Here is a 23,977-nt window from a genome sequence, read left to right as displayed (position 1 = left end):
CCTTCTTTTCTTAGAAGACTCGATAATCACTATATTTATTGGCAAGAAGGTAGGAACATGAAATCATTACAAAAGAGATGACTGATTTGAAAAGCCCCACAGCCGTTGCGATATTGAATTGTCCCTCCTTGATCCCTTGCCGGTAAGCAAACGTATCAATAATATCTCCAGAGGAATAGACAACAGGGCTATACAAGGTCAGCAGCTGATCTTGCCCTGCATTCAGGATGTTCCCTAAGCTTAAAATCCCAACAAGAATAAGGATTGAGGTTATGGAAGGCAGTGTAATATACAGCATCTGCTTCCATCTGCCCGCTCCATCCATAATTGCTGACTCATACATCGATGGATCAATCGCCGTTAATGCCGCCAAGAAAATGATGGTATTAAAACCGATCTCTTTCCATAAATCGGTGATGACAATCGCATATGGAAATTGACTTGCTGTACCGAAAAAAAAGGTAGGTGAAATATGAATCAGGTGCAAGAAATGATTGAATGCGCCATCCTGAGGGGAGAAAAAGTCCAATAAAATGCCGCCTAATACGACCCATGACAAGAAAAATGGCAAATAGGTAATCGTAGAAACGGTTTTTCTAAACCAACCAGACAATACTTCATTTAGCAGAAGTGCGAAAATTAAAGGAAAGAGCAGCTTTGAAATGATTTTTAACGTTGCAATAAAAAAGGTGTTATATATGACTCTATTCGTATCTTCCATCGTAAATAATGTTCTGAACACGCCCCATCCAACAAATTTGGAGTGAAGAATGGAGTAAAGGAATCCATGACTGGATGGTATAAATTCCTGAAAGGCCATGACCAATCCGAGCATAGGCAAATAGCTGTATAAAATGACGATCATTGCCGGGATGACTAACATCGCGTACAGTGGAAGTTCTCTTTTGAACCTGGAACGATTCATTCCTACTCTCCCCTTATTTCACTTGACTTTGAACTTCCTTCAGAATCTCGTCGCCGCCAAGCTTATTCCAGCTTGCTACTGTCTTATCCCAGTCGGTAATAGGCAATTGGCCGTAAATAATTTTGGTAATTGCTTCTTCCGCCATCTTCTTATAGGTTGGCGCCTTGGCAGCCATCGTTGATGTCGGGAAAGAAAACCACAGGTTTTTCGTTATATCCGACTCTTTCAAATCTTCATAATAATGTTTGCCGATGGTATTCTCTGCTCCACTATACGTTTGATTGGCAGACCAGCCTACAATATATTTAGGATCTGCTTGGTATTTTAAGATATCGTCGTAATACCCTTTTTGCAGCGCATCAAGCTTGGATGCATCCTTTGATTTGATCGCTGCAGAAATCGCTGTGTAATTCTTCGAATTCACATAGAGGTCTTCCAAAATGAAGGGTGCCGCCCAGTGCTGACTGCCAGCATCATTCACATCAATACTGTTATATTTCGCTGGCTCTGCTGTTTTACCAAATAACTTTTCTACATACAGATTGATCATTTGTACAATTGCTTCAGGATGCTTTGTATTTTTGGAAACTGCTTTGTAGACATTTCCTGGAATGTAGCCATACGGCTTTGTTGGCGCTCCATCTGCGCTAGGGAAATTCACAGCAATGAATTCAGCAGTCGGAACTTTCGATTTCAAGTCGGGTAGGGGCCAATTCGGCATCCAAGGTCTGCCATCGAACATGCCCACTTTACTGCCTATAATATCTTGATACAGTTTGCCGCCGGCATCGACCGTGCCGAAATCCTTGGCGAGCTCGCCCTTTTTGTACATATCTTGCAAGGTCGATAAAGCATCTCTCATAGCTGGCTTGGCACCAGACCATATCGCTTTGCCGGAAGGATCCTTCTCAAAGAATAAGGTTCCGTCATACCAAGGGCCTGGCTGTACCTTATACATTTCAAAGAATCCGCCTAATCCGCCCCAATCCAGAATCAGGTTATCTTTACCGGCAATCCCATAGCCGTAGGTATCGTCCTTGCCATTCCCGTCTGGATCCTGATGTGTAAAGGCATCCGAAACTTGGCGGAATTGTTCCAACGTGGTCGGCACCGGCAGCTTTAATTTATCCAGCCAATCCTTACGAATATAAAGTGACTTCGCATCCTGTCTAATCTCAGCCGCACCGCTAGGCATCAATAATTGTTTGCCATCCTTCATCAAACCGCTCATCATGGCTGGATCCGAGTACAAAAATTGCTTAGCCTGCGGAGAAAGATATTTATCCAGATAAGGCTTCATATCTAATATTCCATCAGCTGCAATCAACGTATTGGCTTGCGTCGAATTAATTTGAGGGATCAATTCGGGGATATCACTTGTAGCAATAGACACATTCATTTTATTAACGAATTCACTCGCATCCTGACTCCAAAGTGTTTTAATAATAATACCGTGCTCTTTTAGCAAGCGGGTCCAGTTGTTCTCATCGGCAGAATCACCTGGTTTGTACTTTGCGCCCTGTACCGTTCTTCTAACAGTGGTAATTGTAATCGGAGGATCATATTTGCCGAAATATAGGGCATCTTGATCAACAGCAGCTGTGGGCGCTGAACTGGCTGGGGCTGCGGTAGCTGGAGCATTGGAGGCAGGAGCGGTTGAAGCATCGGGTGTGCTCTTGGAGCAGGCTGCCAACATCGTGATCATAACCGTGCATGTGAGGATCGTACTAAACATTTTCTTCTGCTTGCGCATTTCCAAATTCCCCCTAGTTATAATTGGATAAGTAAAGGCCTGTGCTCTAAATTATAAGTAGTATGCGCTTTCATATCTATTCTCTTGTCTTTACCTTTTTAACGAATATTGACTACTTTACAGCGATTCTCTATACTCCTGTGGTGAAAGCCCGGCACTATGACGAAAGAACCTTGTAAAGGATTGCTGGGACTCATAGCCGACTTCTTTGGAAATTTCGTTAATTTTCTTCGTGCTTTGCCGCAAGAGATCTTTGGCCCTATTCATTCTTATCTCCGTAATATACTCGGATAAATTTTTGCCAGTGACTTGTTTGAAGAGCCTGGAGAGGTAAGAAGGGTTGAGAAAAACGAGTTCCCCTAACTTCGTTAATGAAAGGTCACTCTGCATATTTGTTGTTATATACTGCTGCAGTCCAGCGACTACAGCTTCTGCTCTTTTGGTTTCCTGGCTGGATTGCAGGTCTAGAATCGACTCTGTTAAATGATAGAGAAATTCGACGCTTTCTCCCCACGTACGAAATTCATCCAATCGCAGCAAGCGATGTAGATCGATATTCACAGAAACAACTTCCATAAGGCTCCACCGATTTAGATACCCCAGCAAAGCATTGGCCATGCTATAGTAGATTTCCAAGGCAAGATGATCATCTCTGTTACTCACCGTTCGCAGAGCATCAATTATGGAACCCAATAGGTGCAGCACTTCTTCCCTTTGCCCTGCTTCCAAATAATTCCTGAACATGGGAAGACGATCTAGTTGTTTGTAGGCTAGCTTTAGCTTTGCATCGACTTGATTATGCTGTAGGGAATCTACAAAATACGGTTCCGCATCCGTCAAAATCATTTCTTTGCCGACCCCCATCCGGTAGGCGAGCAGCCGTCTTAAACCTAGATATCCTTCCGCTGCAGCTTGAATATCTAGGGGAGAATGACTGATTGCAAAAGATATCGTCAGGTCTAAGGAGATTGAACAAGCTGCCTGAATATTCTCTAAGGCTCCTTTCAGGAGAAGCCTCGAACGATTCAGCTCTAGCTGTCGCTCATTAGGCTGCAACAACCAAACAAAAAAAGTTTGTTCAGCGAGAAAGCTGCTCCTTCTAAAAACCATGGGCATATAGGTGTCTACTAACGACTTAAGCCCAAAGTAAACTTCGTTCCTTCTCGATGCGCTTAAGTTCGCAGGCATTCGATCAAAACGACCGATTCCCATAAGGAGAGGCTGGCTCACATCGATTGAAATTTGAAGCTCATCTAAACGGGCTTGAAGCTCTTCGCTGTTTGCAACTGAAACACCGTCGATGATATCCTGTAAACATTCCTTCTGAAGAAGAGGAAGCATCTGCGCCATCTGAAGCTTAGCTTTCTGAATAATCTCACCGTCGTGCAGACTTTCTTTCATTTCCTGAATAACCTCTCGTACCGCAGCGATGATTTTCTCATCTTCCTCTGTTTTTAATAAATAGCGCACGGCGCCATGATGGATAGCTGAATATACATAATCAAACTCACGAAAGCCAGTAAGGAAAATCACCTTGCATGCCGACCAATTGGCTTGCATATTTTCCAGCAGCTGCAGTCCATTCATACCCGGCATTTTAATATCCGAGAGTACAATATCGAATTTATATGTTTCCAGCCAACCAAGTGCTTCAGAAGCCGAATATGCTTTGTAAACCTCAAGCTCCATCTGCATTTCCTCTTCAAACAACGCGACCAGCATATCGACTACAATCGGTTCATCGTCAACAATCATAAGTTTATGCACGTCCCTAAGCTCCCATCATTTCGATTCGCATCGTGACCTTTAAGCCGCCAAGCTCCCCACGGCACACCTCTATGCCGCTCATCTTTCCAAATTTCAAACGAATGCGTCGATGAATATTCAGGAGTCCCGTTATTTCTACGTGTTCATCTTCGCAATTTAATTGACGCTTCATGTTCTCCAGATCATGATCCAGCAAGTTCTTTCCATTATCTTCAATGCTTAAATGAAGCTCGTTCTCCACCAAATCAAAGCTAACCACAAGTCTCCCGCCAACTTCCATATCTTCTAGACCATGGGCGAAAGCATTCTCAATAATCGGTTGAAGCAATAATCGCGGAACCATCATATGGCCCAGTTTCTCAGGCAGCTCAGCGAATTCCGATTGGATACGGTTTGAGAAACGCATGGTCTGAATATCCGTATAGGTTCTTGCATGCTCCACTTCTCTAGCAAGCGGGATTTCCTCTGCCGCGCTGCGTGTAACGAATTGAAAGTAGCTGCCTAACTGCTTGGAAAATGTAATCGCTTCTTCCGTATAGCCGCGTTGAATCCAACGGTTTAAAATAAAGAAACTATTGTACAAGAAATGAGGTGTAATTTGTGTCTGCAATTGCTTTAATTCAGCATGCTGCAGCAGTATTTTCTGGCGATACACTTGATCGATTAAAGAATTCAAATTACTGAGCATAGAATTGAAACGTTCATAAATATGCTTAAATTCATCCTGATGATTATGCTTAATTTCTACCGTGATATCCCCCTTTTCTACACGGTAGAAAGCCTTTACTAGCTTGGATAAAGGGCGATGAATAAAGCGATAGGTGGAAATCGAAAAAATACAAATAATGATCAATGTGGTGCAGGAAAATATCCAAAATAAAGTGCGGTAATGATCAATCTTCTGAAACACTTGGGCAATGGGTGTGTATCTGACCAAGGTTAGTCCTACCTGATCCATTGTCGTAACATTGACGTAGTATTGCTTCTTGTTCAATTCCAGAATGTTTTTGATATTGAAATTCACATCTTGATGACGCACAAGGGAACTTCTCATTTCCTGGGACAAAACTTTGTTCGAACTACTCTCTATGACTAACTCGTTGCTTGTACTAAAGAGGATGGAGCCACTGCCCTCATAGGTCTGCATTTCTTCTAGCATTTTACTGATTTCGGTCTCTGACAAAAGGATGAAAATATAAAATAGAGGCGTGTTATCACTGGTTTTGCCAATGTTGGAGGAGTCAGAATTTAAAATAATTTGCTGGTTCACATAGTTTAATTTCAAAATTGACATACTGGGAGATTGGAGGACTAAATCAGAATCTTTTTCATTCATATCCAGAATAGAGGGTGTATTGATGCTTTTATGTATTCCTGGAATGACCACTTTCACTTCAGCAATATATCGGCTGCTGCCCTTAATCGCATCGATCCTTTGCTGTACGCGGTTCAAATTCATATCACGGTCATAGTCACTTAACGAAAGGGAAGCAACAGCAAGCTCATTCAAGCTAGCATCATTCAAGATGTCATATTGAAGTATACGAATTCGTTGTAATTCTTTCTCCAAATTCGTTTTATAGAAATCGGTTTGCGCGCTCAACGAGTTGGTTATCTCTGTTTTGACCGTCGTTATCCCCCAGTTATAAATACTGTAGCCGATAATAAATAGAGGTACCAAAATGAGAATAAACATCAGCATCAGCCTTCCAAAGATCGACTTCCGCCATGCTCCTCTCAACGATATAGACCCCAGCGTAACATACTCATTGCTATCTCCCCTTACTTTTTAAATTTAAATCGCAGCCCCTTTTATTTTATTAGTTCATTTCCTATATGGGAAGGTAATTTACAGGAATTTTTTGGTAGTTATTTACGATTTCTTATGATTCTAATTGATCCCGATACATACTTGGCGTAACGCCTGTCATTTTCTTGAATATCTTCGTAAAATGAAAATAATCCGAATATCCGCTCTTCTCCCCTACAGCCTTTATAGTCAGGTTCGTATTCTTCAACAAACTACCCGCATAGTGAATCCGTTTCTTCATCACATACTCCGTGAAAGTTTCGCCCAGATGCTTTTTGAATAGTTGGCTTAAGTAATTAGGGTGAATGAAATATTGATTGCTTAGTTCCCGTATCGAGAGGGTCGCATTCATGAACCTATTATCAACATCATCAATAATGTTTCTGAGAATAGTATGATTAATCACTGGATGAGCGTCATCTGTGGAGGGACTGGCCTTCGTATTCATCATTATTTTTAGTTTCTTTAACAAGATATCAAAATTGGGATATTGTTTAACAAAGGTCTCATACGCATACAAAGAAGGATCCGATATCCCTGTTTCGGAATCAAGGCTTGATACCACCGTATAATACAGTCGTATCAAAGCCTGTATATTGGCATGAGAATCTTGCATGACAATCCATGCTGAATCCAGCAGAAGCTGGGCCTTATCATGATCTTGCCCTTCTATTGACTCTGTAAGCTGCCGCAGGAAATCAGAAACCCGCCATTCATTTGAGAGCTGAAATTCATGTACACAGGTTCCCGCATCTAGATAATAGTGATAAGATGCGATGTCCGCCTTCTCAAAGGAACGATACAGCGTATCGAGCGCATGACAAGAATGCCAGCCTGCAGACCAGTCTGGATGTTCACGCAACTTCGCGCTTATCCAGGTCTTCAAGCTCGCGGAATGTGAATTCCCCATTACGATCGCATGCTTCGCTCTGCCGACGGTGAAATGAATATGCGGTTGTACCACCCCGCTCAGGATCAACGAGTGATCGCCTCTGAGTATGCAAACAGAAAAGCCATCGTCAGGTTCGAATCCCAACTTCTTGAGCTTATCCTGCATAAGACGAAGACTCTGATCCGACTGTTTGTCCATCAGCATCCATTCAAATTCACAATCCGTTTTATTCGCTGACTTATACATCCTTTCGCGAATTTTCTTCAGGATGGAGACGATTTCATCCTCATCGAAAGGTTTTATACAATAACCTTCTACACCGAATGTGATAGCTTTCTGAGCATAGCTGAATTCAGCAATGCCGCTTACGACGACGAACGCACAAGCGCTAATTTCCTTTGCTTTCTTAATGAATTCCAAACCGCTCATCCCTGGCATGCGTATATCCGTAAACACAACATCGGGCTGAAGTGTTCCAATAAGCTCCAGCGCCTCAATACCGTTCTCAGCGGTTCCGCATACCGTGAATCCGTTGCTCTCCCAATCCAAACTTCCTTTCAAGCTTTCCAATACAAACCTCTCATCATCGACTAGCAGCACTTTATACATTGTCTGAGTCTCCTATCGGCAGTGTTATCGTCATGGTTGTGCCCACTCTCTCTTGGCTTTGGACCACTAGGCCATAAGGAGCGCCATAGATTAACTGAATTCTGCGATGCACGTTAATAAGTCCGACGCCTCTCTCTCCTTCTGATTGAACTGGCTCCTTCGCTGTCAATATCTTCATAAGTTCAGCCAGTTTATCCGTCGTCATGCCCACTCCGTCATCCTCAACCGTTAAGAAAAGCACGCTATCAATAATCCTAGAACATATCTTGAGGAGTCCCTTCCCTATCTTTGGCTCCAAACCATGATAAATGGCATTTTCAACAATAGGTTGAAGCAGCATTTTAGGGATAGGATAGTTCATCGTGTTCTTGTCCAAATGGAGTTCTGAAACGATTTTATCCTGAAATCGGAATTGTTGGATGTGCAAATAGCTTTGGACAATATCGATTTCCTTAAACAATGGAATGACATCGTCACCTTTCACCGCGTAGCGGAGCATCTGTCCCATTGACTTCACAATGTCACGAATTTCAAATACACCTCTCATAACAGCAAGACCCTTAATAGTTTCCATGGTATTGTACAAGAAATGAGGATTGATCTGGCTTTTAAGGAAATTGAATTGCGCGTTTTGTCGCTCCAACTCGATTTCATACATACGGCTGTTCATTCTGACAATCTCATCGGTTAGCATTTGGATCTTGCTGAGCATGCCGTTGAAGTGGTTAGCCACGACACTAATTTCTGCATATCCTTCTAAATCAATCCTTCGTTTCATAGCATCCGTATCCCTTTTAATCTCCTGCATGAACTGCATCAAATTACGCAGCGGCCGCACGATGTTGTTCCTAATGTAGCCGAGCATCACGGACAGAATAAGCACACTTATGCTCAGTATGATGATCTCATAGTTGCCAATATCACGAAGCTCTTGATGCAGGACATCGAGGGAAGTAATATGGATCAATTGTCCTGCGATGAATGGAATGTCTTCTCGATGAATCAAATAATGGTGCCCCTTCAAGATCAAGGTATCCGATGACTGCTCCTCATGAAGCTTGACGATTTCAAGAATAGGCTGTGTATCTTCAAATTGAGGATTATTGCTGGCAATCAGCCTCCCATTGCGATCTGTAATAAGCAAGATCACATCTTTCTGGTGATAAAGCTTTTCCTCTATGCCAGAGAGGGTCTTGACCTGAACAAGAAGGCCAACAAAGCCAATATGATTATGAAACGGAGTGGAGCTATTGAGAGAAAAAACAGGTGCCGTCAGAAGCATACAGGAAACGTTTCCATCCGGACAAGCCATTAATTCAGAGGCATTAGGCTTTGAATAAAGAATAAGTGAATCTACGGTTGACCTCGCATGTTGGATCGTCGAGAGATTTCCACTGAAGGCTAATTGCTCACCATTCACACCCGCGACAACCATATCTTCAATGCCTTCATTTAAGTTGATTACGCTCTTCATGAGATTGTTGACATTCTGAGCAGATTCCATGCGCTTGACAGGGTCATCGAGAAGGAGAAAGGACTGCACACTGCTGCTGTACGAGAGATTGAATATCATCTTCTCAAACAACTTATACATCTCTTCTTGGGATTTCTGAATCTGCCCTACCAAATTCTGATTCGCCTGCAGATTCTTCTCTTCCAGAACATGAGCAAATTTCGTATAGGAATACACCGTCAGTAAACAGATGATGACAAGAACAAGAATTGACAAGGCAGCCAGTTGCGTCTTAATACGTAATCGCTTAAACCAAAGGAACATACCAAGACCCATCCTCACTATAACAAAATGATTTCATTGCGGACTATGTGCTTAAGTTATAAACCTATGTCTAATAGATAAGTTAGTCCATCGTTTCTTCTCTTGATTGAGCTGCCGTCTAACAATTGGAGATGAAACTCGTTATTCCCAGCAATACTCTCTTCTATGAAAAGTGCCTACAATTAGAGTGGATTCATGGAAGGAAACTATAAGAAGCAGGGAGAGGTTTACATGAAAAATAAAAAGTGGGTACAGGTATCATTGCTTTCCATGTCAGTCGTCGCTTTTACTGGATGCAGCAGCACCCCGTCAGCAGTCGATGTTTCGGCGGCTCCGAGTGCTAAAGCAACAGATACAGCCAAAGCAACAGATAAGGCAAATGCATCAACAGGGAAAGTGAAGCTTACACTCTGGTATTGGAACGGTTCGGTAGATGAAGCCTTATATAAAAAGGTCAGCGAACAGTTTCCTAATATTGAGTTGGATGCTCAAAACATTGGTGGTGACTTTCGCTCTAAATTATTGACAACGCTTTCTGCTGGATCAGGGGCACCTGATATAACCGGTCTAAACGAAGATGTTCAAACGTACATGGGAAATAAAGATAAATTTTATAATTTGCTTGATTTGGGCGCCGACTCCCTGAAAGCAGACTATTTGCCATGGAAGTGGAATGCCGGCCTTTCAGGCGATGGGAAGTTTATGCTTGGATTCCCAATGGATACAGGCCCAACGGCTCTCTATTATCGAGCTGATTTATTCAAAAATGCTGGGCTTCCTTACGAGCCGGCAGATGTGAGCGCACAAATTAAAACATGGGATAACTATCTCGATGCAGGAAAGAAAATTCGCGATACGTCATCAGGCAAGGTATTTCTGATTGATAACGCAATAAGCGTTTATAACCAGTATTTTGCCCAACAAGATAAAGCCTACTTCGACAACAATGACAACTTTATCGGTGACCAACCACATATTAAAGCAGGATGGGATCTTACTGCCAAATTCACGTCGGAGAAAGTGGTTGCAGGAGTCGCCAATTGGACGCCAGAATGGAATTCGGCAGCTAATAACGGTAAATTCGCCTCGTTTGTCGGAGCTTCTTGGATGAAATCTACCCTTCAAGCTGGAGCGCCGGATACGAAAGGGAAATGGCGAGTTGCACCTGCTCCAGGGGAGCCTGGGAATAATGGCGGTTCTTTCCTTGCTATTCCCAAACAATCCAAGCATCCGAAAGAAGCGTTTGAAGTCATTAAATGGTTGGAGAATGCGCAAAACCAAGCGAACAGCTACGCCTCAAAGGGTTTATTTCCATCTACTTTGGCAAGCTATCCTGATCCTAAAATGAACCTGGCAGAAGACTTTTTTGGTGGTCAAAAAACAGGAGAAATCTTCAGCGATTCTGCCAAAAAGGTGAAACCAAAGTTTTTGGGTCTAAACCAGAACATTGCGACAACTGCTTTCAATGATGAATTGACGAACATGGAGAAATCAGGTAAAGATCCGAATAAAGCGTTGAAGGATGCTATTGATAATTCCAAGAAGAAATTATCACAAATAACGAAATAAATAGGTAAGTGAGCATAAGAAGAGCAAGGACTTGCGCTAATTCGAACAAGTCCTTGTCTTCTCCTCACAACTAGCACGTCCAAGGAGTGACTTTACATGGAAACGGAAATCCAGCTAGCAAACACCATTGAAAGGAAAAACGGCAATCGGATATGGAAGGATATTAAAAGGAATACATTGGTTTATATGGGTATCTCACCCTTTTTTATATTGTTTGGGATCTTTGGACTCTTCCCTGTGCTGTTTTCATTCTATGCATCGTTTCAAAAATGGGATGGCATTGGACAAATGACATTCATTGGAATAGATAATTATAAATTTTTAATTTCTGATGCCGATTTTTGGCATTCCATTACAAACACGCTTTACATCTGGCTGCTTTCAACGATTCCCATGCTATTTCTCGCCTTAATTATTGCGTTTCTACTCAATTCAGCATTCTTACGTTTTCGTACAGGTTACCGAATCCTTTACTTTTTACCCAACATCACTTCAATCGTAGCGGTTGCGATTGTATTCGGTACCCTTTATTCTGAGAATTACGGTTTTTTGAACTTTATTCTCCATAGCCTTGGTTTGGATGAAATAAAATGGATCAGTTCACCCTTCTGGGTTAAAGTCACAATCGCGTCCATGGTCATTTGGAGATGGACAGGATATAACGCAATTATTTATCTGGCAGGCTTGCAAAGCATTCCAACCGATTTGTACGAAGCTGCTCGAATAGATGGAGCAAGTATGCCCCAATCCTTTTTCCGAATTACGATACCGATGCTTCGCCCGATTATTTTGTTCACGGTCATTACATCAACAATCGGCGGCATGCAAGTCTTCACTGAATCTCAAGTATTGACGGGAAACACCAGCTTAGGCGGTGTTGGACATAGCGCAATGACCATGGTTCTTTATTTATACCAACAGTCCTTCTTTAACCATCTGTTCGGCTATGGTTCAGCAATCGCCTGGGGAATGTTTGTTATTATCTTAGTATTTTCTTTTATCAATTGGAAAATCATTAAATTATCCGAGAAATAATCGCTGAGGAGAGAACGGACCTTGAGCCCTACAATCACCATCAAAAGCTTTGCCTTACACTTCCTTCTCATCGTTGGTGGACTCCTGTCACTATTCCCTTTTTATTGGATGTCCGTGATAGCGACCAATAAATCAAGTGACGTATTTCGTTTCCCCCCCAAATTAGTATTCGGTTCTAATTTCCTGCTTAATGTACAACATGTGTTTGCAAATATTAATTTTGGCACTTCTTTTCTGAACACAATAGGGGTATCGACATGTGCAATGGTATTGGTGCTATTCTTCTCTTCGATGGCCGGGTTTTTTTTCGCCAAATATCGGTTTCCCGGAAGTATAGTCTTGTTTAATATTCTTCTCATATCCTTGATGATACCGAGTCAGTTATCCCTGATCCCCTCTTTTATTATCATCTCGAATTTTGGCTGGATTTCCACATTCAAAGCGTTGATTTTACCTGGCTTGGTCCCTGCAACAGCCTTTGGCGTATTTTGGATACGCCAGTACGCCAAAGATACGATTCATGATGAACTGTTGGATGCAGGCAGAATCGATGGGTGTCATGATTTTCGACTTTATTGGCATGTTGGCTTTCCTCTACTTCGGCCTGCCTTAGCATTTTTGGGTTTGTTCTCCTTTATCTCAACCTGGAATGACTATTTATGGCCGCTTGTTGTCATGAATAATCCTAAAAAATATACGCTGCAAATTTCTCTATCTCAATTAAATAGCATCTACAGCACGGATTATTCCTTGGTCATGGCAGGAACATTGCTGGCTACAATTCCTTTAATTGTTATTTTCTTGGTGTTCAGCAAGCAGTTTATTGCGAATATCGCGGCTGGAGCTGTTAAAGCCTAGTTACAGCTTACGGCTCAATCACATAGGGCTAAGGAATTTTCTTTAGCCTTTGACTTCATTTAATTCTTTGTTTTTGTGCCTCCCTATTCACGTCATCCACCTGTTTGGCTAACCCTAACCTATTATATTCATTCAACTTCGCACGCCAAGCTGCTGCGACATCTTCTTTGCCCAGTACAACCTTTGCTGCATCATCCGCTGCCTGATCGAAAGAAATTCCGCTTAGGGGAGGCTGCAAGTGCAGGATGGTTTGAATAGACGGATTAAATTGCACTGGTTCTGTATGTTCAAGTATCCACTTACGCGAATCCAGAAATAGTTGAAAATTTTCTTCGCCAAACTTTCTGCGATTAATAGGAATATCAAGCTGATCGATCTCTTGTGCCCATGAGACTAGTACGCTTAATGCGTCAAGACTTGGATACTTCCGGTTTAATTTCTCACGATTCGAAAGCAGACTGACGGGCTGACCATTTTCCATGTGATAATCAATTTCTTCGAGGCCAAACTTCATCAGACGCATACCTTCTTCAGACGCCAAATAGTCATACAGATACATAATCCGCTCCATCTTGGAATCGCTTACATTAGCGCTGAAATAGGACTCCGACCAAAAAGTGCCTTGCACATAATGATGGCGGACACCCTTCTCATCCGGCCAGATTGGCAGCATTTTCACGGAATCGGCAAATTTGGTTCCTGGATTGTAATGCTCCCATGAATCACTCATCTTCTTGATATGTGGAATATTAACAGAATAGGCAAGTGCTCCCGCTTTTCCTTGTATGAACAAATCAGTTCCTTCCCTATCTTTATAGATAGCGAAATTTTTATCTAACAGACCCTCTTGGTATAGCTCCCTCCACTGTTGCAGGACCTTTGGAAACTTCTCCGACATGTAATTAGGTATCCATCTGCCGTTCTCGAACAAATAATAATAATTCACATATTGCGGAAGTGTCGGAGAGAAAACAAAGTTGAGATAGTTGGACATAGATCCCTGCCCCTCAAGACCTATTTCATCCCTCTTGCCATTTCCATTCGGATCCTGTGTCACGAAGGCTTTCAGCATTGCTTTAAATTCCTCGAAGTTCTGGGGATCGTGAAGCCCGAGCTTTTGCATCCAATCCTTACGCACCAAAATAGCCTTATCTGTCAACCATCCGTCGTCAGACGGATACGTATAACGAGGGTAAGCATAGAATTTCCCGTTTTTCTTTAGCGGTTGGACCTCGGGAGATGTTAGATAAGCAGATAGATTAGGGAACCTGCTCATATCTTCCGGAAGTGCGCGAAGGGTCCCTTGCTGCACCCAGCTATCGTAGAGCAGAAAGTCAGTATCCGGTAAACTCGTAGCAAAAATATCGGGAAGTTCACCTGTAGCTGCCCATATTTTAATCTTCTCCTGCCAATCCACCCAACTGAGTTGAATAGGCTTAATAGTGACATTAAATTTATTTTCCAAATGCTTCAAGAGATTATCTTGATCTGCTTTCTGGAAAGCAGGTCCGATATCCCAAATCGCTAGCGAAATTTCCATATGCTCTTTGAACGGATTCCCTGCTTCTGCCACTGCTATCGCTGATTTGTGCTGCTGTTTCACAGACGGCATGTTCTCCAACGCATGCTTATTTCCTAAGACTGCAATCATAACAACAGAAACAATGAGCAACAACAATCCAATTAATCCTTTTTCACATACCATCTTCTTCATATCCAGCCTTTCTGATTTCACCCCAAATATAGGTCATCTGAAAGCATAATAGGAAAAACAGCCTAGAGCCTTAGCTCCGAGCTGTTTCCTAGCAGGTCATAGATGTTAACAACATCAAGGATGTGCAAATCGAGGCAAGCCCCATTTTTGCGGTTGTGTCATACATTTACCTATCCTTTCACTGCGCCTGCTGTCATTCCATCCATCAGATATCGCTGCATAAATAGGAACAAAATAACAACAGGAATCACTGAAAGTACGGAAGCTGCCATGATGCTTCCCCAATCAGTCGTATACAGACCTTTAAATAAGGTAATCCCTGGTGTAAGTGTCCGATGTGCTTCATCATTAATGAACACAAAGCCAAACATGAACTCGTTCCACGCATTTACGAATGCAAATAATGCTGTTGCAATTAAACTTGGGACTGAAACCGGTAATATAATTCGGAAGATAATCCCTACACGTGAGCAGCCATCAATCTCAGCAGACTCTTCCATCTCATATGGCAGCGTATCGAAGTAACCTTTTAACATAAAAGTACATAGTGGAACCATAAATGTCGTATACGCTAAGATCATGGAGTAATAGGAATCTAATAAATGATAATTTTTCATTAGCAAGTATAAAGGTATTAACAACAGCACGCCCGGGACCATTTGTGAAAGCAACATGGATAGGCTTGCAACTTTGACTCCCCGATATGTTCCGAATCTACTAAGTGCATAACCTGCAAAAATTGAGATAATCAGTGAAAGAATCGTGGTTGAAAAAGCCACGTACATACTATTACCAAAGAACGTTATAAACTTAGACTCCAGCAATACTCTCGTGAAATTATCAAAAGTCACATGGTTAATCAAGAATGTAGGATGACTAGTCCTAACTTCATTCAATGGCTTTAAGGCCGTATCAATCATCCACATAAAAGGAAATAAACAGTAAACCGCTAGGACCACAAGGACTGTGTAGGTAAGTAATTGTAACCAAAATCTCTGTTTCTTGCTCATGAGCATAACCAAACACTCCTAATCTTTATGCTTACGACTTATTTGTCTTAGAAGACCTCATATAGAACAATAGAAAGGCAACCATCATAAAGCCTAGCATCATCGAAGCAAGCGCTGATGCTGTACCAATATCATATTGCTTAAGTGCATAGCGATAAATCATGATCGGCAGTGTTTCCGTTGAGTTAAAAGGTCCACCTTCTGTCATCACCCATATAAAATCAAAATTAATGGCTGTCCAGATGAGATGGATGAAAATCAAAGTTAACGAAACCGATTTTAACTGAGGCAATACGATTTTGGAAAATCGGGTCAGAACGCCGGCACCATCTATCGCTGCAGCTTCAATCATCTCTTTCGACACCGACTGCAAGCCAGCCAATAAGCTTATTGTATAGAATGGAAAACTTCTCCAAATATTTACGAACGTAACAGCGAATAGAGCCGTATCCACTTCTCCTAACCAGTAGTACGGTTTATCCAATATCCCAAATTTCACTAATGCAATATTGATGATGCCGTAATCAGGCGCTAGCATCCATTGCCAAGTAAGTCCTGCTACGACAATTGGAACAACCCATGGAATAATAATGATTCCCCTAAAAATCCCTCTACCTTTTACGGGTTGATTGAGGGCGACAGCTGAGATAATACCAAGAAAATACTCGCCTGTAACCGACAATACCGTCCAGACAACTGTTTGTCGAAGTGCGCTTACGAAATTCTCATTCTGTAGGACAGTCTTATAATTCTCTAGTGCTGCAAAGCCTGTTAACGATTTGTTCACTAAATTTTTGAAATGAAAACTATCCCACACTACACTTAATAATGGATAGGCAATCAGAAACAAAAAGAATAATAGTGCTGGCAAAACAAACAAGTTCGCTAAGATCTTCGTTTTATTTTCTCTACCAAAAAAAAGCTTGCGTTTCCAGTACGTCGTCTCTTGAATTGTCTTATTCTCCATTTGCTCCACCATAATCACCTTTTTAGGTTAAGATCAACAGGCATTGCTAAGTTATTTAGTAAACCAAACAACGAACAATGCCTGCTTATACCTTCTCTTTAGTTTACTTAGCGCTTAATTCCCCGGACTTTTTCAAATCGGCATTTATGGCGTCCGATAGCCACTTTGCCACTGTTTCCACAGGATCATTTTTTATTAAGGCGCGTGCGATTGAATCTTCCAAGTCTTTTGTAATTCCACCCAGTGAAACACTTGGGAATACAACCCCAGTAGCTGCCAAATCAGTAAATCCTTTACCCCATGGGCTATCGCTAATAACGTCAGAACGTGGTGAGTTTGTTGGACGAATCGCAGTCTGCCATTCTTTCCCCATGATGTAGGAAGCGAATTCGAATGTTTCTTTTTCATGCTTTGCCTTGTATATGTACAGTGGGCTTACTTCTAGGAAGGTTGCTGCTTTCTTCTTAAATGGCGGTGCTGCAACTTTGACATCCTTCATTTCTTCTGGATTCTCTTTGCTGCGCCCTTCGATCCAAGGACCATTCACAACCATTGCATACTGACCTTGTGCAAAGTTGGTATCTTCTTCCTGCCAGCCCCATGTTTTTGCCTCTGATTTAACGACACCTTTGGCAAGTAGATCCTTGTAGAATTGGAATACTTCCCCAGCACGTTTTAACTCATCAGGATTTTCTTGCCACGTATTTTTAAATTTACCATCTGTCTGTTTCTTGGCAATTTCCAAATCGTTTTGAGCTAGCAACGACAATAGTTCTTGAGGAGATCTAACGCCTGTCGCCGCGATACCGAACGCTTCTTTGCCGTTTGAACTTTTCACTTTATCTGACATGGCAATGAGTTCATCCCATGTTTTCGGCGGCGCATCGTATCCAGCTTTTTTCAACATATTCTCATGATACAGAAGTGCGCGAATACCGAGATACTGTGGTAGTGCTTTAAGCTTGCCATTTACGGATAAGGAATCAACAACGTTCTTGTAAATCTTATCTTTATCGCTCCAAGCATTAAAAGAAGCGCTTAAGTCCGCTAAAGCATCCATCTTGTTAAACTCACCAAACCATTCGCTAAGACCCCAGCTAAGATCAGGAGCATTGCCAGCATTGATGGCAGCAATGAGTTTATCGTGCATCACATCGAACGTAATCAGTTGGACATCAATTTTGATATTCGGATGCGTTTCTTCAAACTTCTTGATTTGAGCCTTTGTTTTAACCTCTTCATCTGAGTTCGGTGACCACGCAGCCCAGAATTGCAAGGTCACTGGTTTTGCTGCAGCTGCGGTTGGTGCTGTAGTTGTCTCACTTTTCGGAGAAGTTGTAGAGCTGCTCTCCTCCACTTTCGTTTTCGCACAACCTGAGAGCAATGAAAGTGCTACGATACCAGACAGTACAACTGGAACGACTTTTTTATTTACCATTTAGATGTCCCCTTCTTTCTTCGCTTGTTTAATTTGTTTCATCTTTACATCCTAAGTGTACTAAGAACCTGCTAACCGGGACATGAGACAAATCTCAGAGAATAGTGGAATATATTCAGATATCTGATGGGGGTTGAGCCCGGAATTGTTTGGGTAGCATGCCTGTCGTTTTACGAAATACCTTACTAAAGTATCTCTGATCCTGATAGCCTACTTTCTCGGCAATTTCATAGGTTGTCAGTCCACTATTGGCTAGCAACAACTTCGCCTGTTCCATGCGAACACGTGTTAAATAATCGGAGAAGTTTTCACCTGTCACGCTTTTGAAGATGGAACAAAAATAATTTTTATTCAAATAGAACTGTTGAGAAATACCTTCCAAGCTTACGTCCTGATAATTCTCTTCCACATATTGTTTGACACGATAAATAAGTTGCTTTCCCGTTTTCGTCTTTTGATTCTTTGTTAAACGCTTTAATAGCTGCCCCATACTATTGCGAAGAAGTAATTGTACTTGTTTGACATTCCATTCTTGTACGCTAGACCTTGCTTCTTGCAGCCAATAGAGAATATTCTCGGATTGGTGCGCCACCTGATCTAGTGTATCAATGAGCATATTTACTGCTTGCTTAAAATCCTGTCGACTCATTTTCACAATACTTTGATGATGCATGGCTTCTTCAAACTTCATCATGAATGAAGTTTCGCTATCTATAGATCCCGTTTTCACTAAGAATTCGAGAAGAATCTGAAGATCTTTCCATTCTTTCTGGTCACCCGAACTTCCTAGCTGCGACCTCTCTTCACCAAATCTAACGATGGTCTCTTGTTCTCCAAAACGAATTGTCTCAATGGCATGAACGCCCTCAAAATACGCTGCTGCTAGTGTGCTCAACGATTGTTTAACTGAACTAATACCGATAAGTGCTTTCACGCGTAAACAGGTTGTTAGTGATAAATGAATACTCCTTGCTCGTTTAATGGGGTCAAAAAATGCCCCTTTCTCCTCGATAACAAGGACATATTCGCCAGATTTCTGTAAATTTCTAAACACGATACCTCCATATTCAAGAATGCTTTCTTCTAAAATATTTCTGGCTGCGAAGTAAAAAATAGACCGATCTCCACGATATCGGTCTTGAATATGTTCATCCAAGTCAACTAAATGAATAACCATAACAATATATTTAGATTCTGGCATAGAGATAAAAAGCTGCTCCGCTCGAACAAAGATTTCAATTTCATCTTTTATTTTTCCACCTATAATTTGCGTCATTAATTCATCTCTCATGAGAACAATCCCTTGGTTCAGTACTGCTTTCTCATTAATCTGCTCAACGATACGATTGGAATCTCTAGCTAATTCCTCCACAGCCTTTACTAGCGTTCGTAGTAATTCGGCCTCCTGTAGCGGCTTAAGTAAATAATCAAAAGCGTCTAAAAGAAAGGCTGGTCGTGAATAAGAAAAGTCTCCATACCCGCTAAGTACGATAACTTTACCGGCAAACTGATTTTCTTTCAGCCACTCCATAAAGCTTAGTCCGTCAAGTAAGGGCATTTTTATATCGGTGATAATAATATCAGGTTGATACCTTTTGACCAAGAGACATGCTTCTTCGCCATCAAGTGCATCTCCTACAATTGTCCATCCAAGCTCAGTTGTAGGTATGCACAATTTCAATTGTTCATGTATCGCTATTTCATCATCGACGATAAGAATCTTCATAGTATCACCTCTTGGTTGTTAGGCAGTGGGAGCTCGATGACGACCATCGTCCCTGCCTCTGGTTTGGAGAACACACGTAATCCATATTCCTTACCGCATAGAAGTTGAAGTCTGGCATGCACATTCTGTAGACCTATTGAATGTCGCTCTTCAAGTGACTTTATATCCCTTTGAATATTCGATGCAAGCCTACTAGTTAGATCATGCAAAGCTTTCTTCGTCATGCCCCTACCATTATCGACAAGATAGATTTTCAACTTATTATTCGTCAAATCTCGACGCACATAAAGCTTTAATAACTTCTTATCTCTTCTTGAGGGGATTAATCCATGGTCAATTGAATTTTCAATAAGCGGTTGAAGAATTAATCGCGGGACATAGCTATTTTGTAATTCTTCACTCACCCTAATTTTAATCGTTAACATGCCCGGATATCTTTTTCTAATAATAAACAAATAATTGCGTATATGCTTGATCTCATCTTTCAAAGTCGCCCATTCATCTTCGATGTTCATGTTGTAACGATACATATTGCTCAAGCATTGGCAGATCAATTTTATTTCAGGCGCATTTTCAACGGTGGCAAGATTGGACATGGTCTGTAACGTATTGTGTAGAAAATGAGGCGATATTTGCGCTTGTAAGGCTTTAATTTGTGTTTCCTTGTTTAAAAGTTGCAGCTTAAAATCATGATCGATTAACTGCTGGATTTGCTCAGCCATCTGATTGAATTGATTTCCTAGGAAACCAATCTCATCCTTCGTGAATACTTCCGTTCTAGCCGAAAAATCACCTAACTGAATGCGTAACATGTTTCTGTGCAAACCAATAATAGGTTTTGTAATTCCATAGCTTAGGGTTAGAGAGAATACCATCATTAAGGAAATGGCCCCAATAATGACTGCAAAGGCTAAATTTTTAAAGAAAAGTAAATTCGGATTTATTTTATATAAGTACAGAAGCTCCCATCCAAATTTACTGAGTTCCTTTTTTACGACCTTGTTGTCAGAAGAAATACCGTCTGTCTCCAATTGCGTAAGTATCTGATTAGCATCCGTATGATATACAATACTTTTTTGAGGGTTAGATATGATGATTTCCCCTTTATACAGGGTATTGTATTTTTCAATTGATTGTTGAAAGGATGTCACGTTAACGTCAATAACGAGCGCCCCTACTTGCTCGCCTTGAAAAATTAATGGGACGACATATTGATAAATAGGTTGATCATATAAGCTGGTTTTTCTGTAAGCTAAATTAGGTCCTTGAGCAGCATGCGTACGTGATTCTTCGATTAAACCTTTCAAGTAGGGTTGAGGTAAACCTGAATAAGAAACAGGCACATATGAAAAAAAACTACCCTTGGACTCACCAACGGAATTAATCAAATAAATGCCCAGAATATCCTTGATCTTCGCGTTATTATACATACCCAAAAATAATTCTTTCGTATCTCGAAACGAATCATAATTATGGCTGTTATCCGGTTGATAATCCGAAAAACTTCGCAGACTTTCAAGCAAGTCAAAATTATAATAAATTTGGTAAGCCGTATCATAGAGATTTTGATTAAAATCCTCAATTCCGCTGAACATATCTCGCTCGACGAGTGTTTTCGCCTGCTCCGCGTCACTTGTAATTGATTGAGATACCTGATAAACAATAATTCCTGCCAAAATCGATATGGGGATCCCCGTTGTTAAAAGCATGGCAATTAATATTTTTATGCGTATTCGTTTGAATTTCATGCTATCACGACCTTTTGGATGTAAGAACAGATATTCATATCTAATTCGTGATTGAAAATATTAAAACCTTTAAAACCGAGTTCACCAACATGCTAATTTAGTATCTCAGCTCGCGGAAGCGATCTTTACGACGCAGAAAAAAATTCCTAGGCTCCTCCCCTCATAAATGATATCTTATTGGTACAAGATTCGGATTGGCTGCTAGCTGGGCCTGATAAGTACGATTCCTCGCGGCTGCGTAAGCAAGGTTTTCTAGCTTTTTGCCAGCAACAAGACACGAAAGTCAACGTCATCGCGTTGGATGCCAATATGATTCACCTAAGAATCATCATTTCAACTTCCATTTGTATGCTCATCTCAAGCTCTGCGGCAAAAATCACAATAAGGAGTGGCTCGAATTGACAGTACAAAATGATTTATATTCAGGTTATCTTTTGGTGCATTTTATCGGAGAACAGCCGGACGGGGAGCAGGTCTATTTCTCCTACAGTGAGGACGGATTGCATTGGAAAGACTTGAACGTTAGCCTGCCGGTTTTGCGTTCAAAGATTGGAGAGAAAGGCGTGCGCGATCCTTTTCTCGTGCGGTCTCCCAAGGAGAAAAAGTTCTATCTGATCGCCACAGACCTTCGCATTGCAAGCGGCAAGGGCTGGGATGCAGCGGTGAAGACTGGAAGTCGTAACATCATCGTCTGGGAATCTCCTGACTTAATTCGATGGTCTACACCGTGGGCCGTTACGATTGGTGAACCCGGCGCTGGTTGCGTCTGGGCTCCCGAGGTGATTTTCGACGAAGCCTCAGATGATTTCCTGGTGTTCTGGGCCTCAGCGACACAAGAGATGCATGAACATGAGCGAAAACATAAAATATACAGCGCCCGCACCAAAGATTTCCGTACCTTTACTGCAGCTGAAAAATATATAGAACGGGATAATCACATTATCGACACCACAATTATTGCTCATAACGGGAACTACTACCGATATTCCAAGGATGAAACTACGAAGAATATTCGACTCGAAAAGGGCTCATCACTGGACAAGGACTCTTTTACCAGCCTTCACGCTCCAGTGTTGGAAGAATTGATAGGCGTGGAAGGCCCGCAGATTTTCAAGTTCAACGATCGGGAGGAATGGTGCCTGATTGTAGACCGTTTCGCGGAAGGAAAGGGCTACCTCCCCCTCCTCACCTCTGACCTTAATAGCGGAGAGTTCCGGGTTCTCTCGGAAGAGGCGTTTGACTTAGGAAAAACCAAAAAACGACATGGCGGGGTTCTTCCGATTACTTTTGATGAGTGCAGTCGTCTTCTGGCTGCATTCGGCGACGGTCATCAGGTATTGCCGGGGCAATTCGCCGACCCAGATCTTGTTAAAATCGGCGATCGATATTACCTGTATCCTACAACCGACGGCTTTGATCGATGGACTGGCACACAATTCCATGCGTTTTCTTCAGCTGATTTGAAGACTTGGCAAGACGAAGGAATCATTTTGGATCTTGCGGCAAAAGATGTCCCCTGGGCCGTTGGTTGTGCGTGGGCCCCAGCCATTGCCTGCCGGGGTGGGAAGTATTTTTATTACTTCTGTGGCAAAACGGAATGCGGAAGCCACTCCATTGGCGTTGCGGTTGCTGAAACTCCAATGGGCCCGTTCCGCTCACAGCCTCACCCTATTATTTCGATGGAACAAATGAAGCGTCTTGGAATCCGAATGTCGCAAACCATTGACCCCTCCATCTATATGGAGGAAGACGGCAACGCTTACCTCTTGTTTGGAAACGGGCATCCCGCCATCGTCCAACTCGGCGATGATATGGTCAGTGTGATAGAGGATACGATGAGCAATGTGGTAGGCTTGTATGACTTCCGGGAGGCAGTAACGGTTCTCAAGCGAGGTGAGCTGTATCATTTCACGTGGTCCTGTGATGACACCGGCAGCGAAGATTACCACGTAAATTATGGAACATCTGAGCATCTGTATGGACCGGTCACTTATCGTTACCCGATTCTAGCTAAGAATAAGGAAAAGCAAATGCTCGGCACCGCTCACCATTCGATTCTCCAAGAGCCCGGTACCGATCAATACTGGATCGCCTATCATCGTTTTGCTACGCCACTAACTCGGTTCACGGAAGGGAAAGGATATCATCGCGAAGTATGCATTGATCCGCTGGTTTTCGGTGAAGACGGGTTAATGATGCAGGTTCAACTGTAGATTGATAGATTATCAAGCACCGTTCAATACCTTAAGGTCATTACGGCGCAAGAATCAAAAAGCTGCAAATTCCAGTCCTACGCTGGCCAGGCGGTTGCTTTGCAGACGAATATCACTAACATCATATTTGTATATTCAAAACACTAATAAGCATTCCTGCTCCGCC

General features: G+C 42.0%; 16 protein-coding genes. 4 read left to right on the top strand and 12 right to left on the bottom strand.

Annotation, left to right across the window (positions count from 1 at the left end):
* Window positions 1–10 precede the first annotated feature (10 nt).
* The 6 genes from IEY34_RS08860 to IEY34_RS08835 all read right to left on the bottom strand — a co-directional run bounded on the left by IEY34_RS08860 (window position 11) and on the right by IEY34_RS08835 (window position 9,533).
* Entirely contained in the window at window positions 11–925 is a 915-nt protein-coding gene (locus IEY34_RS08860) for an ABC transporter permease (RefSeq protein WP_189010413.1), read from the bottom strand.
* Between the two features lie 13 nt (window positions 926–938).
* On the bottom strand, window positions 939–2,678 hold the full coding sequence (locus IEY34_RS08855) for a type 2 periplasmic-binding domain-containing protein (RefSeq protein ID WP_189010411.1): 1,740 nt from the start codon (window positions 2,676–2,678) through the stop codon (window positions 939–941).
* A 117-nt stretch (window positions 2,679–2,795) separates the two neighbouring features.
* A complete protein-coding gene (locus tag IEY34_RS08850; protein ID WP_189010409.1) occupies window positions 2,796–4,445 on the bottom strand; it encodes a response regulator in 1,650 nt (549 codons plus the stop codon).
* A 4-nt stretch (window positions 4,446–4,449) separates the two neighbouring features.
* The gene (locus IEY34_RS08845) at window positions 4,450–6,186 is read right to left on the bottom strand and encodes a sensor histidine kinase (protein WP_189010406.1); all 1,737 of its coding nucleotides are present in this window, start codon (window positions 6,184–6,186) and stop codon (window positions 4,450–4,452) included.
* A 142-nt stretch (window positions 6,187–6,328) separates the two neighbouring features.
* Window positions 6,329–7,756: a response regulator transcription factor gene (locus IEY34_RS08840; protein ID WP_189010404.1), complete on the bottom strand. Its 1,428-nt coding sequence runs from the start codon at window positions 7,754–7,756 to the stop codon at window positions 6,329–6,331.
* Entirely contained in the window at window positions 7,749–9,533 is a 1,785-nt protein-coding gene (locus IEY34_RS08835) for a sensor histidine kinase (protein WP_189010402.1), read from the bottom strand. The genes IEY34_RS08840 and IEY34_RS08835 overlap by 8 nt, the downstream gene beginning before the upstream one ends.
* 231 nt (window positions 9,534–9,764) lie before the next feature.
* Here IEY34_RS08835 and IEY34_RS08830 point away from each other — a divergent pair, with 231 nt between their 5' ends.
* From IEY34_RS08830 to IEY34_RS08820, 3 genes are all read left to right on the top strand, one after another.
* On the top strand, window positions 9,765–11,102 hold the full coding sequence (locus IEY34_RS08830) for an extracellular solute-binding protein (RefSeq protein WP_189010400.1): 1,338 nt from the start codon (window positions 9,765–9,767) through the stop codon (window positions 11,100–11,102).
* Window positions 11,103–11,198: 96 nt separating this feature from the next.
* The gene (locus tag IEY34_RS08825; RefSeq protein ID WP_189010391.1) at window positions 11,199–12,137 is read left to right on the top strand and encodes a carbohydrate ABC transporter permease; all 939 of its coding nucleotides are present in this window, start codon (window positions 11,199–11,201) and stop codon (window positions 12,135–12,137) included.
* 21 nt (window positions 12,138–12,158) lie between these two features.
* A complete protein-coding gene (locus tag IEY34_RS08820; RefSeq protein WP_229757537.1) occupies window positions 12,159–12,995 on the top strand; it encodes a carbohydrate ABC transporter permease in 837 nt (278 codons plus the stop codon).
* Between the two features lie 55 nt (window positions 12,996–13,050).
* On the opposite strand, the gene IEY34_RS08815 is transcribed toward IEY34_RS08820, so the two are convergent.
* From IEY34_RS08815 to IEY34_RS08790, 6 genes are all read right to left on the bottom strand, one after another.
* A complete protein-coding gene (locus IEY34_RS08815; protein WP_189010389.1) occupies window positions 13,051–14,709 on the bottom strand; it encodes an extracellular solute-binding protein in 1,659 nt (552 codons plus the stop codon).
* 170 nt (window positions 14,710–14,879) lie between these two features.
* Window positions 14,880–15,719 (bottom strand): carbohydrate ABC transporter permease, encoded by an 840-nt coding sequence (locus IEY34_RS08810; RefSeq protein WP_229757536.1) that lies wholly within the window; start codon window positions 15,717–15,719, stop codon window positions 14,880–14,882.
* 31 nt (window positions 15,720–15,750) lie between these two features.
* On the bottom strand, window positions 15,751–16,686 hold the full coding sequence (locus tag IEY34_RS08805) for a carbohydrate ABC transporter permease (RefSeq protein WP_189010384.1): 936 nt from the start codon (window positions 16,684–16,686) through the stop codon (window positions 15,751–15,753).
* A gap of 103 nt (window positions 16,687–16,789) precedes the next feature.
* A complete protein-coding gene (locus IEY34_RS08800; protein WP_189010382.1) occupies window positions 16,790–18,124 on the bottom strand; it encodes an ABC transporter substrate-binding protein in 1,335 nt (444 codons plus the stop codon).
* Window positions 18,125–18,239: 115 nt separating this feature from the next.
* The gene (locus IEY34_RS08795) at window positions 18,240–19,850 is read right to left on the bottom strand and encodes a response regulator transcription factor (RefSeq protein ID WP_189010380.1); all 1,611 of its coding nucleotides are present in this window, start codon (window positions 19,848–19,850) and stop codon (window positions 18,240–18,242) included.
* A complete protein-coding gene (locus IEY34_RS08790) occupies window positions 19,847–21,598 on the bottom strand; it encodes a sensor histidine kinase (protein WP_189010378.1) in 1,752 nt (583 codons plus the stop codon). Before IEY34_RS08790 ends, IEY34_RS08795 begins: the two co-directional genes overlap by 4 nt.
* Before the next feature lie 398 nt (window positions 21,599–21,996).
* Here IEY34_RS08790 and IEY34_RS08785 point away from each other — a divergent pair, with 398 nt between their 5' ends.
* Complete coding sequence (locus tag IEY34_RS08785) at window positions 21,997–23,811, top strand: glycoside hydrolase family 43 protein (protein WP_189010376.1); 1,815 nt, start codon at window positions 21,997–21,999, stop codon at window positions 23,809–23,811.
* The last annotated feature ends 166 nt before the right edge of the window (window positions 23,812–23,977 follow it).

This window comes from Paenibacillus marchantiophytorum, from assembly GCF_014640555.1.
GTDB classification, from domain to species: Bacteria; Bacillota; Bacilli; order Paenibacillales; family NBRC-103111; genus Paenibacillus_E; species Paenibacillus_E marchantiophytorum.
Note: the sequence above shows the minus strand (reverse complement) of the source record. Positions and strands in the feature narration are given on the sequence as shown.

What these genes read in the sequence shown, in the direction of transcription:
- IEY34_RS08805 (WP_189010384.1), bottom strand. Translation starts at nt 16,686, where the DNA reads ATGGAGAATAAGACAATTCAAGAGACGACGTACTGGAAACGCAAGCTT.
- IEY34_RS08815 (WP_189010389.1), bottom strand. Translation starts at nt 14,709, where the DNA reads ATGAAGAAGATGGTATGTGAAAAAGGATTAATTGGATTGTTGTTGCTC.
- IEY34_RS08830 (WP_189010400.1), top strand. Translation starts at nt 9,765, where the DNA reads ATGAAAAATAAAAAGTGGGTACAGGTATCATTGCTTTCCATGTCAGTC.
- IEY34_RS08825 (WP_189010391.1), top strand. Translation starts at nt 11,199, where the DNA reads ATGGAAACGGAAATCCAGCTAGCAAACACCATTGAAAGGAAAAACGGC.
- IEY34_RS08795 (WP_189010380.1), bottom strand. Translation starts at nt 19,850, where the DNA reads ATGAAGATTCTTATCGTCGATGATGAAATAGCGATACATGAACAATTG.
- IEY34_RS08790 (WP_189010378.1), bottom strand. Translation starts at nt 21,598, where the DNA reads ATGAAATTCAAACGAATACGCATAAAAATATTAATTGCCATGCTTTTA.
- IEY34_RS08855 (WP_189010411.1), bottom strand. Translation starts at nt 2,678, where the DNA reads ATGCGCAAGCAGAAGAAAATGTTTAGTACGATCCTCACATGCACGGTT.
- IEY34_RS08800 (WP_189010382.1), bottom strand. Translation starts at nt 18,124, where the DNA reads ATGGTAAATAAAAAAGTCGTTCCAGTTGTACTGTCTGGTATCGTAGCA.
- IEY34_RS08860 (WP_189010413.1), bottom strand. Translation starts at nt 925, where the DNA reads ATGAATCGTTCCAGGTTCAAAAGAGAACTTCCACTGTACGCGATGTTA.
- IEY34_RS08840 (WP_189010404.1), bottom strand. Translation starts at nt 7,756, where the DNA reads ATGTATAAAGTGCTGCTAGTCGATGATGAGAGGTTTGTATTGGAAAGC.
- IEY34_RS08835 (WP_189010402.1), bottom strand. Translation starts at nt 9,533, where the DNA reads ATGTTCCTTTGGTTTAAGCGATTACGTATTAAGACGCAACTGGCTGCC.
- IEY34_RS08810 (WP_229757536.1), bottom strand. Translation starts at nt 15,719, where the DNA reads ATGAGCAAGAAACAGAGATTTTGGTTACAATTACTTACCTACACAGTC.